Source organism: Dyella sp. NPDC103356 (assembly GCF_055584465.1).
Map to the genome: position 1 here is coordinate 124291 of NZ_JBVJLZ010000003.1, position 21843 is coordinate 146133.

The 21843-nt window shown below is 62.3% G+C and carries 12 protein-coding genes; 7 read left to right on the forward strand and 5 right to left on the reverse strand.

Annotated elements, in window-relative coordinates:
* The first annotated feature begins 48 nt into the window (after positions 1–48).
* From ACZ6WW_RS07475 to ACZ6WW_RS07495, 5 genes are all read left to right on the forward strand, one after another.
* Positions 49–1101 (forward strand): LacI family DNA-binding transcriptional regulator, encoded by a 1053-nt coding sequence (locus ACZ6WW_RS07475; RefSeq protein WP_281850248.1) that lies wholly within the window; start codon positions 49–51, stop codon positions 1099–1101.
* A 21-nt stretch (positions 1102–1122) separates the two neighbouring features.
* Positions 1123–2448, forward strand: a complete 1326-nt coding sequence (fucP, locus tag ACZ6WW_RS07480; protein ID WP_465273650.1) for an L-fucose:H+ symporter permease — start codon at positions 1123–1125, stop codon at positions 2446–2448.
* 9 nt (positions 2449–2457) lie between these two features.
* Positions 2458–3432 carry a carbohydrate kinase family protein gene (locus tag ACZ6WW_RS07485; RefSeq protein ID WP_465273651.1) on the forward strand — a complete coding sequence of 325 codons (975 nt, stop codon included), beginning with the start codon at positions 2458–2460 and terminating at the stop codon, positions 3430–3432.
* Positions 3429–4664 (forward strand): AGE family epimerase/isomerase, encoded by a 1236-nt coding sequence (locus ACZ6WW_RS07490; protein WP_465273652.1) that lies wholly within the window; start codon positions 3429–3431, stop codon positions 4662–4664. The genes ACZ6WW_RS07485 and ACZ6WW_RS07490 overlap by 4 nt, the downstream gene beginning before the upstream one ends.
* An 88-nt stretch (positions 4665–4752) precedes the next feature.
* Positions 4753–6732: a M1 family metallopeptidase gene (locus ACZ6WW_RS07495; protein ID WP_465273653.1), complete on the forward strand. Its 1980-nt coding sequence runs from the start codon at positions 4753–4755 to the stop codon at positions 6730–6732.
* A 236-nt stretch (positions 6733–6968) separates the two neighbouring features.
* Here the strand turns inward: ACZ6WW_RS07495 and ACZ6WW_RS07500 are convergent, their stop codons facing one another.
* Positions 6969–8015, reverse strand: a complete 1047-nt coding sequence (locus ACZ6WW_RS07500) for a sensor domain-containing diguanylate cyclase (RefSeq protein WP_465273654.1) — start codon at positions 8013–8015, stop codon at positions 6969–6971.
* A gap of 1244 nt (positions 8016–9259) precedes the next feature.
* On the opposite strand from ACZ6WW_RS07500, the gene ACZ6WW_RS07505 reads away from it, so the two are divergent.
* Positions 9260–15568 (forward strand): autotransporter outer membrane beta-barrel domain-containing protein, encoded by a 6309-nt coding sequence (locus ACZ6WW_RS07505; RefSeq protein ID WP_465273655.1) that lies wholly within the window; start codon positions 9260–9262, stop codon positions 15566–15568.
* A 159-nt stretch (positions 15569–15727) separates the two neighbouring features.
* Here ACZ6WW_RS07505 and ACZ6WW_RS07510 read toward each other — a convergent pair whose 3' ends face one another.
* The 4 genes from ACZ6WW_RS07510 to lexA are packed head-to-tail and all read right to left on the reverse strand — an operon-like array spanning position 15728 to position 21468.
* Positions 15728–18826: an error-prone DNA polymerase gene (locus ACZ6WW_RS07510; RefSeq protein WP_465273656.1), complete on the reverse strand. Its 3099-nt coding sequence runs from the start codon at positions 18824–18826 to the stop codon at positions 15728–15730.
* The gene (locus tag ACZ6WW_RS07515) at positions 18823–20229 is read right to left on the reverse strand and encodes a Y-family DNA polymerase (RefSeq protein ID WP_465273657.1); all 1407 of its coding nucleotides are present in this window, start codon (positions 20227–20229) and stop codon (positions 18823–18825) included. Before ACZ6WW_RS07515 ends, ACZ6WW_RS07510 begins: the two co-directional genes overlap by 4 nt.
* Positions 20230–20239: 10 nt before the next feature.
* The gene (gene imuA / locus ACZ6WW_RS07520) at positions 20240–20857 is read right to left on the reverse strand and encodes a translesion DNA synthesis-associated protein ImuA (RefSeq protein ID WP_465273658.1); all 618 of its coding nucleotides are present in this window, start codon (positions 20855–20857) and stop codon (positions 20240–20242) included.
* On the reverse strand, positions 20857–21468 hold the full coding sequence (gene lexA / locus ACZ6WW_RS07525; protein ID WP_465273659.1) for a transcriptional repressor LexA: 612 nt from the start codon (positions 21466–21468) through the stop codon (positions 20857–20859). Before lexA ends, imuA begins: the two co-directional genes overlap by 1 nt.
* Before the next feature lie 218 nt (positions 21469–21686).
* On the opposite strand from lexA, the gene ACZ6WW_RS07530 reads away from it, so the two are divergent.
* Positions 21687–21824, forward strand: a complete 138-nt coding sequence (locus ACZ6WW_RS07530; RefSeq protein ID WP_281850258.1) for a hypothetical protein — start codon at positions 21687–21689, stop codon at positions 21822–21824.
* Positions 21825–21843 lie beyond the last annotated feature (19 nt).

Below are 21843 nucleotides of genomic sequence, written 5' to 3' on the forward strand. Positions count from 1 at the left end.
GGCGCGGGTTTAGCTACATTTGGATCGTTCCAATGCAGATGATTGACGATGGAAAGCCTACCGCCTGCTCGTCGTAAGGTCACTCTGACGGATATCGCCGCCGGCTGCGGGGTGTCACGAGCGACTGTCTCACTAGTTTTACGGGGAAGTCCCTTAGTCAACAAGCACACGCGGGCACGCGTGGAAGAAGAATTGCGCCGGCAAGGTTATGTCTATAACCGTGCCGCTGCCAATCTGCGTCGCCGCACTTCGTCGAGCATCGCTTTGGTGATCAACGAGCTGGGCAACCCCTTCTTTGCCGAATTTGCCGCAGGCGTCGACGAAACGCTAGGTGCGGCAGGCTTTGTCACGCTGCTGGGCAGCACCAGCGAATCGACCGACCGCGAACAGGCCGTGCTCGGCTCGCTGATCGAGCATGGCCCCGGCGGGATCATCCTCTCGCCGGCCGAAGGCAGCGAGGCCAGCCGCGTGCTGGCAACGGTCGGTCCGCAGATGCCGGTGTTGCTGTTCAACCGCGAACTGGGCGGCAGCCTGCCCGAATACGCACACTGGGACCGGCTGATGCTGGACAACCAGCGCGGCGCACGCGTGGCGACCGAGCATCTGATTGCCCAGGGACACCAGCGCATCGCTTTTTTTGGCGGCCACAACGATTCCAGTTCCTGCAGCCAGCGCTATGCCGGCTATCTGCAGGCGATGGAGGCTGCCGGCTTGCCGGTCGCCGAGCACTGGCGCGTACAGACCGCCCCCACGCGCGTCGATGCCGCGCATCGCAGCGAGGAGCTGTTCCGCGCCGATCCGGCACCTACCGCCGCGGTTTGCTACAACGACGCAGTCGCGCTGGGTTTGATGCTGGGCCTCGCCCAGCGTGGCCTGCAGACCGGTCATGACTTCGCCGTCACGGGCTTTGACGATATTGCCGAAGCTGCTTTCAGCATGCCGCCATTGACCACCCTGGCTACCAACCCGCGCGCGCGTGGCCGCCAGGCCGCGCAACTGCTGCTGGCCCGGCTGCGCAATCCGCAGGCCGATGCCAGCACTACTACTGCTCCGGTGCAATTGGTCGTACGCGAAAGCAGCGGCCCACTCCGCTCCCCTTAACTCGCGAGGACTCCCAAGATCATGGCCCCCACCCCTCCCGTTATACCGTCGAGCTCGACCGCCTCAGGCGGCAAGGCTCGCTATACCGACTTCCCGTTGGCACTGGGAGTCATGACGACGATCTTCTTCATGTGGGGCTTCCTCACATGCTTGAACGACATCCTGATTCCGCATCTGAAAGCCGTGTTCGAGCTGAACTACTTTCGGGCGATGCTGATCCAGTTCACCTTTTTCGGCGCGTACTTTCTGATGGCGCTGCCCTCGGGCTGGCTGGTGGCAAGGCTGGGCTATAAGAAGGGCATCGTCGCAGGCCTGGTAGTGGCAGGCATCGGTGCGGCGATCTTCTGGCCGGCCGCTGGCATGCGCTCCTACCCGTTCTTCCTCGGCGCGCTGTTCGTGCTGGCAACCGGCATCACCGTCCTGCAGGTCGCCGCCAACCCTTACGTGGCGCTGCTTGGCCCGGAGAAGACCAGCTCGAGCCGCCTTACCCTGGCGCAGGCACTGAACTCGTTCGGTACCTTCCTGGCGCCGTGGTTCGGCAGCGTGTTGATTCTTTCCACTACGGTGAAGAGCGCGGCCGACATCGCCAAGATGTCGCAAGCCGACCAGGTCGCCTATCGCATGCATGAAGCAGGCGCGGTGCAAGGCCCATACATCGGCCTGGCTGTCGTGCTGGTGCTGCTGGCCGTGTTCGTCTATCTGTTCAACCTGCCGGCCCTGAAGGAAACCACCGCGTCGGCTGACGACGGCCGCCACAGCCTGCTCGACGCGTTCAAGATCCCGCACGTGTTCTTCGGCGTGCTGGCGATCTTCTGCTACGTCGGTGCGGAAGTGTCGATCGGCAGCTTCATGGTCAACTACCTGTCGATGCCCAACATCGGCCATATGAGCGAGCAGGAAGCCGCGCACTACGTATCGCTGTACTGGGGCGGCGCGATGGTCGGCCGCTTTATCGGTTCGGCGGCGCTGGCTGCGATGTCGCCGCGCAAGCTGCTGGCGATCTTCGCGGTGATCAACATGCTGCTGGTTGTCACCACCATGTCCACTACCGGCGATGTGGCATTGTGGTCGATCGTGGCCATCGGCCTGTTCAACTCGATCATGTTCCCGACCATTTTTGCGCTGGGTATCGAGCGCCTGGGCCCACTGACGGGCAAGGCATCGAGCCTGCTCATCATGGCGATTGTCGGCGGTGCGCTGATTCCGCCGCTGCAAGGCCACTTTGCCGATTCGATCGGCATCCAGCACGCGTTCTTCCTCCCGTTGATCTGCTACGCCTACATCCTGTTTTACGGTGCGCGCGGCTCGAAGATCGACGAATCCAAACTTCCGAATACGGCCCGTTGAGAGTTATCGATGCCAGGCAACATCCTTTGTTTCGGTGAAGCACTGATCGATTTCCACAGCGAAGGTCGTGACGAAAGAGGTTTCCCCCGCAGTTTCGTTCCATTCGCCGGCGGTGCGCCGGCGAATGTCGCGGTGGCTGTGGCGCGCCTCGGCGGTAACGGCGCCTTTGCCGGCATGCTCGGCAAGGACCTGTTCGGTGATTTCCTCCTCGATAGCCTGCAGCAAGCCGGCGTGAACTGTGCCGGCGTAGCCCGCACGGACGAAGCGCGTACCGCGCTGGCGTTCGTCGCGCTCGATGCCCACGGCGAACGCAGCTTCAGTTTCTATCGCCCGCCCTCGGCCGACCTGTTGTTCCGGCCCGAGCATTTTCGCGAGGACGATTTTCGCCAGGCGGCGGTGTTCCATGTCTGCTCCAACAGCATGACCGACCCCGCCCTGGCCGAAGCGACGCGCGACGGCATGCGCCGTGCGCGCCAAGCCGGTGCGCTGATCAGCTTCGATCTCAATCTGCGTCCGGCACTATGGCCCGATGGCGTCGATGCGCGGCCGGAAGTGTGGCCGGCCCTGCAACTGGCCGACGTGGTCAAGCTCAGCGCCGAAGAACTCGACTACCTCGCCGTCGATGGCGAAGAGGCCGTGCTGGAGAAGCTCTGGCAGGGCAAGACACGCCTGTTGATCATTACCGATGGCGCCAAAGGCCTGCGCTGGTTCCACCCCGATGCCGAAGGCGAGATGCCGGTGTTCTCCGTCCCCGCTGTCGACACCACCGCCGCTGGCGATGCCTTTGTCGGCGGCCTGCTGCATCGCCTGTCCACGCTCGAAGGCGACGATCGGCTGGACCACCTGGTCGGCGAGCTGCCGCACCTGCACGCCACGCTGCGCTTTGCCGCCGCCTGCGGTGCCCTCACGGTAACGCGCCAAGGCTCGTTCACGGCCATGCCGAGCGAGTCCGAAGTCATTCAATTCATGGAGAGCTTCGCATGAGCACCCCCACTGCTCCCGACTTCCGTTCCGAGTCCTTTCTGCTTGACCACATCAAGCACACGATGGTGTTCTACCACCCGCGCTGCATCGATCCGAACGGCGGCTTTTTCCACTACTTCAAAGACGACGGCACCATCTACGACCGCAGCCACCGCCACCTGGTGAGCAGCACGCGCTTCGTCTTCAACTACGCCATGGCCTCGATCGAGTTCGGCAAGCCGGACTATCTCGATGCGGTCCATCACGGCCTGAAGTATCTGCGCGAGGTGCATCGCCAGGCCAACGGCGGTTATGCCTGGACCATCCGCGACGGCAAGCCGGAAGACCTCACCTACCACTGCTACGGCGTGGCCTTCGTACTGCTGGCCTACTCCACCGCGCTCAAGGCAGGCGTCAAGGACGTCATCCCGTGGATGGACGAAACCTGGAACCTGCTCGAGAAATATTACTGGGACGCGGACGCCGGCCTGTATCGCGACGAATGCGATGCGAACTGGAACTTCAGCGGCTACCGCGGCCAGAACGCGAACATGCACATGTGCGAGGCGATGCTCGCGGCGTACCAGGCCAGCGACGACCCGCGCTATCTGGACCGCGCGCTGACACTGGCCGAAAACATGACCCAGCGTCAGGCCGCCAAGACCGCCGACAAGCCGGCCACCCACGGCGGCCTGGTCTGGGAACACTACGACATTCACTGGAATGTCGACTGGAAGTACAACCTCGACAACCCCAAGCATCTGTTCCGCCCCTGGGGCTTCCAGCCCGGTCACCAGACCGAGTGGGCCAAGCTGCTGTTGATCCTCGAACCGCTGCTGCTCGAGCGCAATCGCGAAGAAAAGTGGCTGGTGCCCAAGGCGCAGCACCTGTTCGATACCGCGCTGGAACACGCCTGGGACGACGCCAATGGCGGCATCGTCTACGGTTTCGATCCGGACGGAAAAGTTTGCGATGGCGACAAGTACTTCTGGGTACAGGCCGAGTCGTTGGCTGCGGTAGCGCTGCTGCACGCACGCACCGGCGATGCCAAGTACGACCAGTGGTACGAGAAGATCTGGGCCTATAGCTGGCAGCACTTCGTCGACCACAAATACGGCGCCTGGTATCGCATCCTGACCCAGGACAACAAAAAGTACGACGACGAAAAGAGCCCGGCCGGCAAGGTGGATTACCACACCATGGGCGCGTGCTACGAGGTACTGGCGCTGATCCGCGCCGGCGGCGTACCGTAAGCGATATGACGCGTCGCCTCGCCGATGCGAGGCGGCGCGTCAGACGCTGTAACGCCAGGAAGGCTCCTCCTTCCCCACAGGGTTTCGCATGAAAATGATCTCGACGCTCTCCGGCGCCATCGGCGCCGCTTTGTTGCTTGCCGCGGGCAGTGCGATCGCCGCCGATACGGCCAAGCCCCGCTTCGATCCGCGCGACACGTTCGCCCCGTTCGATTATCCGCAAGCCGTCAACGCGTATCGCTCGGGCAGCGGCAAGCCCGGGCCGCTGTTCTGGCAGAACCGCGCAGACTACAAGATCGACGCCACGCTCGATCCGAGCACACGCAAGCTCAGCGGCGACGAGCTCATTACCTATACCAACCACAGCCCCGACGCGCTCGACGTACTGTGGCTGCACGTCGAACAGAATCGCTACCGCAAGGATGCGCGCGGCGCGTTCACGTCGGGGAAATTCCCGACCGAGTTCACCGATGGCTACCAGATCGAGTCGATCGAGGTGGAAGACGCCCATGGTCATCGCCAGAAGGCCGAATGGACCGTCGCCGATACGCGCATGCAGATCCGTCTCCCCGAAGCGGTAAAAGCCGCTGGTGGTAGCGTGCGCGTGCATATCCGCTACAGCTTTACCGTGCCGGGCGAGTTCGGCGGCCGCATGGATTACAACGAAACCAAGAACGGCGATATCTACGAAATCGCTCAGTGGTATCCGCGGCTGTGCGTCTACGACGACCTGCGTGGCTGGGATACGGCGCCTTATCTCAATAGCGAGTTCTATCTCGAATACGGCGATTTCGAATACGCCGTCACCGTGCCGTGGGACATGATCGTGGTCGGCTCAGGCGAGCTGCTCAACCCCAAGGACGTATTGACCGCCACCGAACAGCAGCGCCTGGAGCAGGCACGGCACAGCGATACGACGGTGATGATCCGCTCGCCGCAGGAAGTGAACGAGCCATCCAGCCGTCCGAAGCAAAGCGGCACGCTGACCTGGCGCTTTCGCATGAACAACACGCGCGACGTCGCCTTTGGCGCATCCAAGGCCTTTGTCTGGGACGCGGCACGGATCAACCTGCCACAGGGCAAGACCGCCCTGGCGATGTCGGCCTACCCGGTGGAAAGCGCCGGCAACGATCGTTGGGGCCGCGCCACTGAATACCTGAAGAGTTCGACCGAGTACTTCTCCAAACAGTGGTATCCCTACCCTTACTCGGTGGCGATCAACGAGGCCGGTACGGCGGGCGGCATGGAATACCCCGGCATCACCTTCGACTCGAAGGTGGTGAAGGATCGTGTGCTGCACATGATCATCGCGCACGAGATCGGCCACACCTGGTTCCCGATGATCGTGGGTACCGACGAGCGCCGTAACGCGTGGATGGATGAAGGCTTCAATACCTTTATCGACGTCTACGAAGACGATGCGTTCAACCACGGCGAGTTCGCACCCAAGCGCGATAGCGAATATGCGCCCGGCGGCGGCAACCCTGCCGACGAGATGGCGCAGGTCATGAAGGATGCCGATGCGCAGCCGTTGTTGATCGGCGCGGACATGGTGCCGGAGAAGTACCGCCACCCGATGACGTACTTCAAATCGGCTTTCGGTCTGGTGTTGCTGCGTGAACAGATCATTGGGCCGGAGCGTTTCGATCCGGCCTTCCGGCGCTATATCGAGACCTGGGCATACAAGCATCCCAGCCCCACTGATTTCTTCCGTTTCATGGAAAGCCAGACCGGCGAAGACCTCGGCTGGTTCTGGCGCGGTTGGTACACCAACAACTGGCAGTTCGACATGGCCGTGCAAAAGGTCGCGCCCAGCCATGGCGATTGGAGCCAGGGCGCGGATGTGACGCTCGCCAATCTCGATCAGCTGGTGCTGCCCAATACGCTCGAAGTGCGTTACGACGACGGCAGCAAGAGCGTGGTGCGCATTCCGGTGGAAACCTGGCAGCAGCATCGCAGCTTCACGCTGCATGTGGACGGCACGCACAAGGTGGTATCGGCCACGCTCGATCCGGAGCACAAGTTGCCGGAAGCGGATCGGAGCAATGATGTGTTGAACGTCAAGTAGGCAACCTGACTACTGCGACTTCATAAAAACCTCCCCTCCTCGTCATCCCGGCGCAGGCCGGGACCCAGTGGCTTCGGTTTCCAATCTTCGCGATAGAACAGATTTTTGTTGGTTCTCGCGATAACCGATCATAAGGTCACTGGGTCCCGGCCTGCGCCGGGATGACGACTAGGAAGGTTTTCAGGGAATTCCCGGGAGTCGCACGCACAAATAATCCGCACTCGACTCGACGCTCGCTACACCACCGGCTCCACAAACTGATACTCGTGGTCATACGTCATCACCCGATTACGCCCACGGCTCTTGGCCAGATAAAGCGCTTGATCGGCCGCATCCACCCAGGCTTCCGCGCTCGGCATCCACCCTTCGAGCATCGCAATACCGACACTGACCGAGCACTCGATACCACCTGAACGGATCGTCGCTGTGCGCAGACGGATCCGTTCGGCGATATGCGCGGCAATTTCCGCGTTCGCACCCGGCAGCAGCACGACAAATTCATCGCCGGCAAAGCGTGCCGCCGTATCGATGCCACGAACCGACTGCTTGAGCAGGTTCGCAAACTGACGCAGCACCTCGTCGCCGGCGGCATGACCGCCATGATCGTTGATGCTTTTGAAATGATCGATATCCAGCATCAGCATCACCGACGAATGCCCGCGTGAACGCGCGGTTTTCAGCTCGGTATACGCCAAGTCGCTCCAATGCGTGCGACTTGCCAGACCGGTCAGCATGTCGGTACGGCCGATCTCCCGCAGCATCAGGTTCTGTTGCATGACCCGGCGCGCTAGGCCATGGGCGGACAGGCTGATCGCACTGGGGTAGATCAACAAAAACGGTACGCAAGCGAGAATCTCGATCGGCGAACTGGCAGTCCGGATCTGGAAACCGTTGAGCGCGGCGGCAAACGCACAGGCAATCAACTGCCCCGGTAAGGTTCGCAACAATAACCGCCAGCCGCCGACGTTCAATTTATCGGCCGCCAGCATGCTGATCAGCAGTACGCTGGGAAGCAGATTGAACTGCATCAGCGCCACCCACACGCCACCCATCGCCGAATCCACCCCCAGGTTGATGTATTCGGCAAATTTGGGGTTGCGATGGCTCATCGCCAGCCAGTAAGCGACCTGGGGCCAGATAAAGGCGTGCAAGATCGCCAGCAGCCATGGAATCGGCCCGGTATGGTTTTCGTGGAAAACCATACCCACGCAGAGGAAACCCACGCCCAGCCCCCAGGTTCGCAGTCGCCTGACACGGCGCACGAATCGGATGTCATCGGTCATGGGGCTACCTCGCTTCAGTCTTGCTGAGCACCCCGATGCAAGACATATGCCGAGCAAAATCGGGGGCTAATCCGCCTTTGGAGTGTCAAAAGAGGCGCATAAATCGCAGATTCCTGCCGTTCTGCGTCGCAAGCGGCCGGATCGACCGGCGTTTTCACAAAAATGAACGAACCTCCAAAGAGGCAGGAGCGCGGCCCGAATGACTACTCTACGCGGGGGAAAACCTACTGTAAGATCGCCCCGCCAGCCGCAAAGCCAAGATGGCGTCAACAAGGGCTATGGACTTATCAGGGGTGATGGTCCTTGGCTCGGCTAGCACCGAACTTGTTGACGCCGTCGAGGCAAAAATGGCCCGGGCTTGCGCCCGGGCCAGCCGCAACGTCCATTGTTGCAATCGATGGGACAGGGGAATCCCATCCGTGTGACCTGCAGGGGGTCAGATCACACATCTTCCGGACAGACCATGCTCTCAGCGAAGGGAGACGGGCATCCTGCCCTGCACAGTTGTCGGAAGCCGGTTACCGAAGCGATGTCTCCGCCTCAGTGAATGAGTGTTTATCCGCAAGCGTCACCTTGACCGCAGAACTACCGGTCCGGGCTTCGCGCTCGGCAATATGGGTGGCCAGGGCCACGGCGTCGAACATGTCCCTACGGTGAGCCAGCTGGCGATTCTGTCGCAGAACCTTCCAACCGTTGCGGCGACTGCCAGCCACACAATATTCGATTCGGTTCGTAATCATCGCTGCCTCGCTCGTGAGTCAGTGCCCTTCGTTGAGACACATCGTCGCGCCGAGCGGGTATGCCGGGATATAGGAAAAGTATGAAAAATCGGCCCTACCTGTACGGATGGTCCGATCGCCACTATCAGGGGTGCACGTCCGTCTCGCGCGCACTCCACAGCTCCGACGACTTCACATAATCATCATGTAATACACCGGCCAAACCGGCGTTTCTTGCGATTTCACGAACTCCATTGCAATGCGGCGCTCATCCAACCGTAAATTGCCTTTCCGTGATTGCGTATTACGTAACTGACGTTTATATAGACATCTATCAGATGCATCTGCGCCAGCGCGGGCATGTGTTTGGGGGCTGATTCGTAAAGCAACGGCGTCAAGGGTTGTGCATCGCATGACTCATGTGAGGGCCGCGACATCACGGCCTTCGAACCCGCTCGTGCGAGCGTCTGGCCCGCCATAGACCAGCCGATCCCATGAGGTAATCAATCTTCTTGGAAGAGGTTGATGCTTATGAATATGGTCTATCGGGTGGTTTGGAGTGCTGGCTTGGGCGCCTGGGTGGTGGCATCCGAACTGGCCAGATCACGACACGGCACCGCTTCGAGGTCTTTGCCTCGTCCCTTTCGACATACGTTGCTCGCCTGCACCCTGCTTGCCTTGTGCAGCGGCGGCAGCGCATTCGCGCAAAACGTAACGCTCGCTCAATACAACCCGCAAACCAACGACAACGAAGTCGGTGCGACAATCGTCGCGGCAGGCGCCACGGTCAACCTGAGCGGCCCGCAGCAATTCGTCACCGGCGATTCGGGTGCGCGCAACACCACCTTAGGCGCCTTGCTGGCGATCAACCGGATACTTTCCGGATCGCAATGGATCGGCGCATTGCGGCTCAATCCGGGCTCGCAGAACTTCGGTGTGACGGTGCCCGACCCGATCACCGGCGGCACACGCGTAACCTCCACGTTCGCCACGGCCAATCTGGTACCGGTCGCACCGGTAACCAATGCCACGACAGTACCCGACGACGTCAACGTCAACGGGGCACAGTACATCGACATGCGCGTAGCGACCGTCGGCACGGGTGGCGGTACGCTCAACGTCAATATCGGCGGCGCCGCCGGCTCGCTGTCCACCGCCAGCACCAATGCATGGACCATCGCCGCCAAGCAGTCCTCGCTGTTCTACGCCGATGGCTCCGGCGGCAATGCAAGCACCATCAACTGGAATTCCAATAACCGCATCAGCTTCATCGGCGATGTGGCACCGACGACCACGCAGACCTTCAGTGTCACCAATGTGTCCGCCTATGGGGGCACCTTTACAGTCACCACCGCAGACGGTGTCACCAGCACGCATACGGTCAACAACGATGCGGACCTGCGCACTTACAACGACTGGCTGATCAGCCAGCTGCGAAGCGGCAACCTCGATCCCACGCAATACAACGCCAATTTCAACAAGGCCTATACCTCGTCCACCCAGACGATCGGCTATACCGCCAGCGCCACCGCGCCGGACGAGGTGACCCTGCCGATCGGCGACCGCATCGTGATGCATCTGATCGGCGCGCAGGCATCGGGCACCATCGCCGCCGGCAAGACGCTGGAAGTATCCAACTCGAACAATGGCGCGATCCGCGCCGAAGCCGGTGCGCAGGTGGCAAACAACGGCACCCTGGCTGCCACGCACACCGCTGGCGACGGCACCGCGATGCTGCTGACCGGCAACGCCACGCATGGCGACAACAACGGTGTCATCAACGGCAATTTCTTCCTCAACCCCAATGGCTCGACCGTCGATGGCGCCTTCGGCTCGAACGTGGTCGACGTGGCCGCCCAAGCCACCTTCAGCAATAACGGCATCCTAAATCTGGCAACGGGTGCAACCAACGGTGCCGGCGCTTCCGCCGGCATTCGTTTAGGTACGGGTACCAGCGCAACCAGCAGCGGCATCATCAACGTTGGCGTGACCGGTTCGAAGTCCAATGGCTCGATGACCGGCGTACTGCTCAATGATCCGACGGCGTCGTTTACCAATACCAGCACCGGCACGATCTATATCGGCCGCGGTCCGCAGACCAGCGCGTCGCAGAACCCCGCCGATGTCGCGATCAATCAGGGTTCGTTGACCGCCGGCATCACCGTCAACGGCAATGCCACTGCGCTGAATCAGGGCACGATCACGATCGGTAGCAAGACGCAGAATGCCGCCGGCATCACCGTCAACGGCGGCATCAACGCCAATGTGGTCAACAGTGGCACGATCAATATCAATGGCGCCGCTGCCACCGTGCCTCGCGAAAACGACGGCATCCTGGTCACCAATTCGGGCGGCGTCAGCAATACCGGCACCATCAACTTGAACGGCGTCAACGGCGTCGGCATCAAGGTACTGAGCACCAATGCGACGGCGTCGAATGCAACATCTACCGGCACGATCAATGTTGCCGGCGGGGCCGACCCTGGCAGCGGCACGCGCAATTTTGGCGTGTGGGTGGAGGGTCAGGCTTCGGGCACCGCCACGGCAACCGTCGGTGGCGCCATCGATTTGCTCGGCAATGGTGCCATCGGTATTCACGCACGCGGTCGCGCGACAATCGACGTAGCTGCCTCAGCGGTGCCGACCTTTTCCAACGGCACCAACCAGATCGCGTTCTTTGCCTTCGGTCCCAACGCGAAGATCAATGTCGCCAGTCCGACGTTGAACGTCACTACGACCGGCTCGACACTGTTTCGTGTCGAGAGCGGCGCAAACTTCGACGGTACCGGTTTGAACCTGACCGCATCGGGACAGAATTCGCTCGCCGTACTGGGCACCGGTGCACCCTCGGTGGTAAGCACCAAGGATGCGCAGATCAACGTATCCGGCGCAGGCGCCACCGGCGTGATCGTCGAAGGTGGCGCTACCGGTTCGATCGATGCGGCCACGAACGTGCAGCTGACCGGTGTAGGTTCCGTCGCAGGCATCGCCGATGGTCAAAAGCACACGCTCACGGGTGCTGCCAGCGGCTCTCCCGTGGCTACGACTACATTGACCAGCGCGGCCACCTTGACCTCAAGCACCGCCAACCTCACCGGATATATCGCACGCAACCAGGCCAAGTTCACCAACTCCGGCGATATCACGTTTACCGGTGCACACTCGACCGGTATCAGCGTGCAGTCGGGCGCCACCGGCACCAACAGCGGCAATATTTCGGTGATCGATGGTGGGACCGGCATCCTGGTCGACAGCAGCGCTACCAATACCACGACGACAGCCAACGATACCGGCGTGCTCTCGGTCAACGGCGGTAGCGTGGCCGATCGCACGCGCGGTGCCGTCGCCACCGGTTCGCGTGCGGTGGCAAACCTGCAAGCCGGCGCGCAGGTGCAGTTGAATGGCGTCGGCGCGATCGGAGCCGAGGCGATCAACGGTGGCACGGTCAACGTAGCGGCCGGCGCTACGCCGGTATTCAGTAATACCGATCAGATCGCCTTCCATGCACAAGGCGCGGGCGCCAAGATCGTCAGCGCCGCGGGCTCGTTGAATGCAAGCACGGATCGATCCAGCATTTACCGCATCGACGATGGCGCGACATTGAGCCTGAGCGGCAATCCGGTATTGACCGCATCGGGCGCCGGCGCACATGCCATCGACGGATCCGGCGCGGGCAGCGCCGTCATTACCGGTAGCGCCACCTTCAATATCTCCGGCGCCGGCGCGATCGGCGTACAGATGGATGGCGGTTCCAGCGGTACGGTAAGTGCGGGCACGGTCATCAATGTGACCGGCGCCGGCATCGGTGGCGTGGTGGACGGACAGCGCACAGGTATCAACGGCGCATTGATCGGCACACCGATTGCCACGACCTTGACCAACACGGGCACAGTGACGGGCAGCGGCAACGGCGCCACCGGTTTTATCGCGCGCAACCTCGGCACCTTCGTCAACAATGCCGCCGTCAATATGACCGGCACGGGCAGCACCGGTGTCCTGTTGCAAAGCGGCGGCACGTTGACCAATAACAGCACGCTGCATGTTGCCAATGGCACCGGCATCCAGGTCGAGGGAGCCAATTCGCAGATTCTCGGTCTGGGCAACACGACCGTCGATGACGGCGTAGCCGGCGTTCGCTTGTTGAACGGCGCACAGACCACGCTGGATGGCGAAGGAGGCAGCCTGACCACGCATGGGAGCGCACATGGCATCCTGCTCGATACCGGTGCCACGTCGTTGACGGCGAGCAATGCCACCATCACCACCGACGGTACGGGTAACGGCATAGAAAACGCCGCGGAAATCGGTAGCGTGTCGCTCGGCAATCTCACCATCAACACCGGCAACGGCGCCGGTATTCGCACAGCGACGGCATTCGACCCGGCCTCGACGGTCACCATGAATGTCGCCGGCAGCGGTACCGGCTTTGCTTTCCGCCATGCCGATGGCACCACCGCAAGCGGCGATCTCGACCTTGGCGCCGGCTATGTCGTCAATGCCAACGGCGTCGGCGCCACCGGCATCCAGGCGCTGACGACCGGTGCGGTGACCACGGCGGCCAACGTCAACGTCACCAACGCAGCAGGCGGCTCTGCTCTGGTTGCGGGCACGGCGTCGAGCACGACCAATACCGGCACGCTGGTTTCAGCCAGCACAGCGTCGCCCGTGGTCGATCTGGCCAATGGCAGCGGCACCACGTTCACCAATACCGGTACGATCCAGGCAAGCAGCACGACCGGGCCGGCCTTGCGTGGCAGTGGCGGCAACGACACGGTCAATCTGAGCGGCGGCTCGGTAACCGGCGATATCGCCACGGGCGCGGGCAGCGACCAGTTTCTGTGGACTGCGGGTTCGCTGGCCGGCAGTCTCACCATGGGCGACGGCGCAAACAACACGGCCACGCTTCAGGGTGTCGACCTGAGCACCACGACGCATCTCACCGCGGGTACCGGCAGCGGCAATACGCTCAACCTCGATGCCATCCAGTCGCGCGGCGGTTCGTTTGCGGCCGACGATCTCAGCAAGGGCGTCAATCTCGGCAGCGGCTGGAACACGATCAATTTCAGCAATGGCACCGCGTTTACGCTGACCGATAACCTCAAGCTCGCCAACAGCGATGTCAACATCGACGCCAGCTCGACGCTGTTTGCCGGCGACAATGTGCATCCGGTGATTTCCGGAGCATCGGCAACTTCGGCGCAGGTCACGAACGCCGGCTTGATCGATCTGACCAACGGCGCCGGCTCTCCCGGCAACAGCCTCGATATCGCCGGCGACTACGTGTCGCAAGGCGGCCAGATCAACATGATCAGCACGCTCAACTTCGGCGGCGCCTTGACGGATCAGTTCACCGATCGCCTGCTGGTGCGAGGCAATGTCACCACACCCGGCGGCCCGACGATTCTCAACATCACGCCATCGGCGGCTAGTACCGGCGAGCTGACCGACTTCAACCACAACAGCGCGGTGGATGCGAACGAAGGTATTTCGGTCGTGCAGGTGGCGGGCACATCGACGGCCGATGCTTTTCGCCTGGCCGGCGGCTTTCTTGCCGTGGGTCCCTGGCAGTACGGCCTTTACGCCTTCGCACCCGGCGCCAGCGCCGCAGACCAACGTGTCGTCGCCGGCAGCGGCAATCAGTTCTGGGATTACCGCCTGGCCAATATCTACATTTGCGAAACCAATTGTGTTCCACCGACACCGTCGAACCCACCACCGACGCCACCACCGGGCGCACCCGCCAACCCGCCACTGCCACCGGACAACACCGTCACCGCACCACCGCCGGCACCACCAGTGCTTCCCGACGACGGTTGCGTCGTCAATGGCATCGATAACTGTGCACCGGGCCGCCGTGCGGTGACCCCGCAGGTGCCTTCCTATATCGCCGCGCCAACGGCCCTGGCCAGTTATGGCATGCAGGTGCTGGACAACCTGCACAAGCGCCTGGGCGAAATACGCGACGAAAGCGCGCTGGACAGCAACATCAACGGGGAAGCGTTCGCACGCTTTATCGGTGGCGACTACGACTACAGTACCGACCGCAGTTTCCGGCAGTACGGTTATAACTACGATCAGCAGACGCGCGCCTTGCAGATCGGCGCGAATGTCCTCGATGTCGACTCGGACAAGTCGACTTTTCGGGGCGGCGTGGCCTATACACACGGCACCACGCGCGTCGAGCCGCATGCGGCCGATGGCTTCAGCCGCACCAAGTACTACAACAACAGCATTGCCATGTATCTCACCTGGCAGGATGTCAGCGGCTTCTATGTGGATGCGGTGGTTTCGGGCGATCGCTACAACGGCGACGTGGATACCGCCGGCCGCCAGTCGATTGGCCACCTGCGTGGCACCGGCTGGACCGCGTCGCTGGAAACCGGTTATCCGTGGAAGTTCGACAGCGGCTGGGAGCTGGAACCGCAATTGCAGTTGACCCGTACGCACCTGCTGCTGCACAACCTGACCGACCAGAGTGATGCGCTGGTGCGCTACGACGACTACAACCAGAACATCGGTCGCATCGGCGTACGCCTGGATCGCACCTGGATCGATAGCAACGGCCGCTACACCACGCCGTATCTACGCCTGAACTATATCCAGGGCTGGGGTGGCAGGCCGCAGGTGAACGTGGCCGCCGCCGATGCGCCCGCGATCAATCAGACGTTTATCGGTGGCAGCTATGGACGTGCGGCGGAGTTGGGGCTGGGCGGTACGTATAGCTTCGGCAAGCAGCTGTCGTTCTATGGCGAGGCGGATTATCAGAAGGATCTGGGGAGTGCCGGTACGCGTGGTTGGGGATTGAATCTGGGGGCGCGGTGGAATTTTGATTGAGGGTGGTTGAAGAGCGCCCCCTCACCCCAGCCCTCTCCCCCGGCGAAGCCAGGGGAGAGGGGGCACACTGAGGCAAGCTTGAATCTTGCGCGCTTTTTGCTCCCTCTCCCCTGGCTCTGCCGGGGGAGAGGGCTGGGGTGAGGGGGGCTCTTCAGCGCACTAATGAAAGTCACGCGAACTGACCGCCAATGCGCCAAGCATCGGCGACAAATCCTCCAACCGATGCGCGATCACGTGCCGCACGCCGCTCTCGGTCTCCAGCCGCCCTTCCACCGCCATCAATCGCGACTCCAGCAGCACGCGCCGCTGTCGCACAGCTAGGTCATGCCATACGACTACATTGGTCGTGCCATCCTCATCTTCCAGCGACATGAAGATGACTCCGCTTGATGTGCCCGGCTTTTGTCGCAAGGTCACCAAGCCGGCTGTGCGCACCAACCGCCCATGCGGCAATCCCTGCAAATCAGCCGAGCCACGACAGCGCCGCGCACGCAATTGGGCGCGCAGCAACTTCAGCGGATGCGGCCCCAGCGTCGTGCCGGTCATGGCGTAATCGGCGAGCATGTTTTCCTCGACGGTCGGCAGGGGCAGATGGATCTCCTCCTGCTCGGGCACTTCGCCGAACAACGGCCGTTGCGGCTCCACACCTGTTACGGCCCAACGTGCCCGATGGCGATGACCAACGAGCGCACGCAATGCGCCCGCATCAGCCAGCAAACCGCTGTGACGGTTATCGATGCGCGCGCGGCGGCATAGATCGGCCACGTCGGTGAACATGGCCTGGTCACGCGCTTCGGCAATCGCATTGGCTACGTCTTCACGAAATCCGGTAACCAGTCGCAGCCCCATCCGAATGGCCGGCTGCCTGCCCGGATCGTGTGCATCTTCGAGCGTGCAATCCCAGTAGCTGTAGCGCACATCCACCGGCAATACCTTCACGCCGTGCCGCCGCGCGTTCTGCAGCAATTGATCGGCCGTGTAAAAACCCATCGGCGCCGAGTTGATCAGGCCGCAGGTAAATGCCGCCGGCTCGTGGCACTTCAGCCAGCTGCTGACATAAGCGAGCAAGGCGAAGCTGGCGGCATGCGATTCGGGGAAGCCGTAATCGCCGAAGCCCTGGATCTGGCGGAACAGGCGCTCGGCGAATTCAGGCTCATAGCCGTTTTTCAGCATGCCGCCGATCAATCTTTCGCGGTGCCGCTCGATATGGCCGTTGCGTCGCCATGCCGCCATCGAACGCCGCAATTCGTCGGCCTCCCCTTCCGTATAGTCTGCCGCGACAACGGCAATCTTCATCACCTGTTCCTGGAAAAGCGGTACGCCCAGTGTGCGCTCGAGTACATCCTTCAATGCTTCCGATGGATAGTCGACCGGCTCCAATCCCTGCCTTCGACGCAGATACGGATGCACCATATCGCCCTGGATCGGTCCCGGCCGCACAATCGCCACCTCGACCACCAGATCGTAAAACTTTTCCGGCCTGAGACGAGGAAGCATGGCCATCTGTGCACGTGATTCAATTTGAAATACGCCGATAGTGTCGGCCTTGCAGATCATCTCGTAGGTCTTCTTGCAATCGCCCTTTTCACCGAGAATACGCGCCAGCGTCCAATCGCCACGTCCGGTATCGCCAAGCATGCGGAAGGTTTTCCGGATCGCGGTAAGCATTCCCAACGCCAGGCAATCCACCTTCAACAAGCCCAGGTATTCCAGGTCGTCCTTGTCCCACTGAATTACCGAGCGATCGTCCATGGCCGCATTCTCGGTCGGCACCATCGTGTAGAGCGGCTGCTGGGAAATGACGAACCCGCCGGGGTGCTGCGAGAGATGGCGCGGAAAGCCGATCAACTGCTCGGTCAGGTCGACCACGTTGCGCAGCAACGGCGTATCGGGATCGAAGCCGCGCTCGCGCAGATGCTGGTCGATGGGCACGTCCACGGCCCAGCGATCCATCATGCCGGCCAGCTCTCCTGACAGGTCCTGGGAAACGCCCATGGCGCGCGCGACATCGCGAATGGCGCTGCGGCCGCGATATTGGATCGCCACGGCCGCCAACGCCGCGCGTTGCCGGCTGTATTTTTTGAACACGTACTGCAGCACTTCCTCGCGCCGCTCATGCTCGAAGTCGACGTCGATATCCGGCGGTTCGTTGCGTTCCTGGGATAGAAATCGCCCGAACATCAATTTCATCTCGTCAGGATTGACCGAGGTGATTCCCAGCGCGTAGCACACGGCAGAATTGGCCGCCGAGCCGCGGCCCTGGCAAAGAATGCCTTCGTTTCGCGCAAACCAGACCACGTCATGCACGGTGAGAAAGAACGACTCGTACTTGAGCGTCTGGATCAAGTCCAATTCCAGCTCGATGGTCTTGCGTACTTCCTTCGATTCACCGTGCGGCCAACGCCAGCGTATACCTTCCTCGGTCAGGTGCCGCAGCCAGGTCGTGGTGGTGTGTCCGGCCGGCACCAGTTCGCTCGGATAGGTATAGCCCAGCGCCTCAGTGGTCAATTCGAAAACGCAGCGCTCGGCAATATGCATGCTCTCGTCGAGCAAGGTTCGCGGATACACCGCCGCCAGCGCCTTGCGCGTACGCAGATGCCGCTCGCCATTGGGAAAGAGCCGATAGCCGGCTTCGGCCAGCGTGGTCTTGTGACGGATGGCGGTCATCACATCCTGCAATTTCCGTCGCGACCGCACGTGCATGTGTACGTCACCGCTGGCTACCAACGGCAAGCCAAGCTGCTGGCCCAGTGCCGTCAACGCGGTCAGACGGGCCGCATCATCAGGACCGCGATGCAGTTCCACCGCCAACCATGCGCGTTGTGGAAACGCCTGCTTGAGCCATGCACCTTCTGCCACATCGCCGACATCATCCGGCAGCCAGAGCGCCAGCAGTCCATCCGTATAGGCGATATCCTCGCGCAGCAACCGATACTGCCCTTTCTTCGCACGCATGCGCGCTGTCGTCAGCAACCGGCACAACGCCACATAGCCTTCACGGTTCTCCACCAGCAGCACCAGTTTCGGGCCGTTGTCGATGCGCACCTCGCTGCCGACAATCAATTTGATGCCGGTCGCATCCGCCGCCTGCTTGGCACGCACGATGCCGGCCAGCGATCCCTCGTCGGTAATCGCCAAGGCGTTGTAGCCCAGTGCCGCGGCGCGCTCGAACAACTCCATCGCAATCGACGCGCCGCGCTGGAAGCTGAAGGCGGACAGGCAATGCAGCTCGGCGTAATCGGGCAGTTCCGCATTCATGCAAACCACCCATGCAGCATGAACGCACCCTGTTCGCCCGGCGGACGAAATGCCCAGGCACGTTGGCCCTGGCTGGTTTCGACGACGTAATAATCGCGGCGTACATCGCCATCCCACCAACCGCTTTCGATGCGCTCGGGGCCGGCAAGAATACGCAGATGCGTGTCACGCAATGGAATCGGCTGCGCCAGCAACCAGCCGGGACGCGGCAGCTGCGGCATGGCATCGATATCGGCTTCGGCGGTTTGCCATGCACGTTCCGGCCGATGGTCGGCACGCATGGCCACGCCATGTACAGCCTCATCGCCCAGCCGTGCGCGCAAACGTTCGCGTAGTTGCTCCCACGGCATCGCCTGTTGAGGTCGCGTGTCGAACAGATCGCGCCCGGCAGGAACGAAGGGCGGCAGCTGGTGCGCCAACAGTTCCATCATGCGCACCGGCGCAGGCAGTTGCAGTTGTTCGAGTCGACTGCGCGCCACTTCGAACAGCATCGCAGGATCGCGTTCGGCCGAGAGCAGGCCGATCGGCAACTCGGTAGCCGCCCCGCGCTCGTGCGAAAAGCGCAACAGGAAACGCTGCACGCCGCCATCGCGACCGGCCAGGTACATGCCCAGGTCGGAGGTGAGACGACGCAAGGGGAACAGCAGGGATTGGCTGGAGCTGACCTCGTAGTTGAATTCGATCCGCGACTCGAACGCGTCCGATGGCTGGAAGTAGCGCAAGGGTGTCGCCAGCGCACCGCGCAAACGATCCAGGTGATCGAGCGCCTGCTCACCGATACGCCGGCCCAATGCAGCGCGCGGCAGCGCAAAGACCTGATGCAGATGGCGCAGTCCCATCCGTGCAAGGCTAGTCGCGACATCGCCGGGTAAACCGCAGCGCGCTATCGGCAACTGATCGAGCGCCTGCTGCAACGGATGAGCAGCGGTAATGGCCACGCCATCGTGCACATTGGCCAGCACGCGGGCCGCCCAGGGATGAGGCGCGAGCACGATGCGATGACGAAACCCAAGCTCGCGCAGATCCTCGCGCATCTGCGCTTCCAGGCGCGACCAGGGACCGAACAGCCTGAAGCTGGCTTCTACTTCGATCAGCAGGGCCGCGGGGAATTCGCGGCTGACCAGAGAGCCGTAGCGATACGCCCATGCAGCGAGAAAGTCGTGCCAGTGATCGACATCGGCCGCGTCGTAATCGACCGCATCGAAGCGCGCACAGATCGCCTGCGCCACGCTCAGGGGCTGGCCGGCACGCAATCCGGCAGCCTTGGCCGCTTCGTTGACGCTGCGTAGTACGCGCCGCTGCGCCGGTCCGGCAATCAGGGCCAGCGGTTCGTCCGGCGTGGCGTGCCGGCGCACGACGCCGTCGAGCGCCAGTTGCGGCAGGAGAATGCATGCCCACAACATCGCCCGGCCCTCATCCTGCAAACGGAATGGGCAAGGTCGGCGGATTGCCGCCACGACACTTGAGCACGCGCAACTGCGCTGGCTGCGCATCGATGGCGATGCGCAAGGCAGCCGGCGACGGATTCGCCGCGGCACTGGCCGAGCGCATGGCAAAGCCCAGGCACTGCCCGGTTTCGGCCGCCAGATGCAAACGTCGCAAGGCGCGATCGTCTGCCTGCTGCGGCCAGCACAGCACCGCCGCGCAAGCGGCCGAACGCAGGCACTGCTCGGCGGCCCACAACACATCGCGCGTGTCGGCGCGGATCACCTGCACCTGCCGCATGCGTACGCCGGCATTCGCCCATGCCGTGGCAAACGGCAGATACGGCGGTGCGATCAGCGCGATCATGCCGGCGTCGTGCGCCTGCGAAAGACGCGCCAGGGTCGGCCATAACAGGCGCAATTCGCCCACGCCATCCAGCGGCAACAGCAGTTCGCTCAGCGCCGACTCGGGCCAGCCGCCGTTGGGCAGCGCATCGTCGAGCGCCGCCCAGCCGGTAGGTTGCTGCGATGGCGCACGCGCATGCGGTTGCCCGCGCCAGATGCGGCGCGCATCGAGCAGGCTGTCGATGGCGACGACCTGGCCCATCACGCCGGCCTGATCAAACCAGCGAACAGGCCTTCCAGGGCAAAGTCATTCGTGCGCGGGTCGACCTCGATCGGCGCATAGGACGGATTACGCGGCAGCAGGCGAATGGCGCCGCCATGACGTTCCCAACGCTTGACGGTGAATTCGCCATCGATGCGCGCCACCACGATCTGCCCGTTGCGCGCCGTGGATGCGCGCTGCACGCCGATCAGATCGTGCGGCAGGATGCCGTCGAGCAACATCGAATCGCCGACGACTTCGAGCAGGTAATCGGGCTTCAGGCGAAACAGGCCGGGATCGAGCGCGACATGTCGTTGCACGTCGGTATCCGAACCGATCGGCCGGCCGGCGGCGACACGGCCCAGCAAGGGCACCTGCAAGACGCGCGATGCATCCTGTGGCGGCTCGATCAATCGCACCCCTCGCGCCGTGCCATCGATCAGCTCGATCAGACCCAGGCGCGCCAGCGCTTCCAGATGCAAACGCGCCGAACGGTTCTGCTTGAGGCCGAGGGCAGCGGCCATCTCCATTTGCGAAGGCGGATAGCCATGGTCGGCGATATGCCGGCGCAGATACTGCAGGAGGCGTTGCTGGATGGGTGTCGGGCTCATGTTACTAATTTTAGTAAATTCCTGGCGCGCCGTATAACCCATTGATTTAGCTTGCATCATCTTCGCCGTGCAGGCACAGGAATGCCCTGGCCGCTCTTGCCAGGCGATTGAACTACCCCGTTATGTCATCGCCTGCGACGCATGAATTGCACAGCTCGGTCACCGTGCGGAGCGTACTTAACAAGCCACGACGCTTTTCACGCATAGAGAGAGGGGCCATGAATACGACACAGAAACCTACCGATTCGATTGGACCGGCAAAAAGCAAGGGCGGGATCGGTTACGTCCTGCTCTGGCTGTTGGGCGTGCCGCTACCGGTGCTCATCTTGATCGGCCTGTTGCGCGGTTGCGCCTGATCGCCACCGCCAAGGAGAA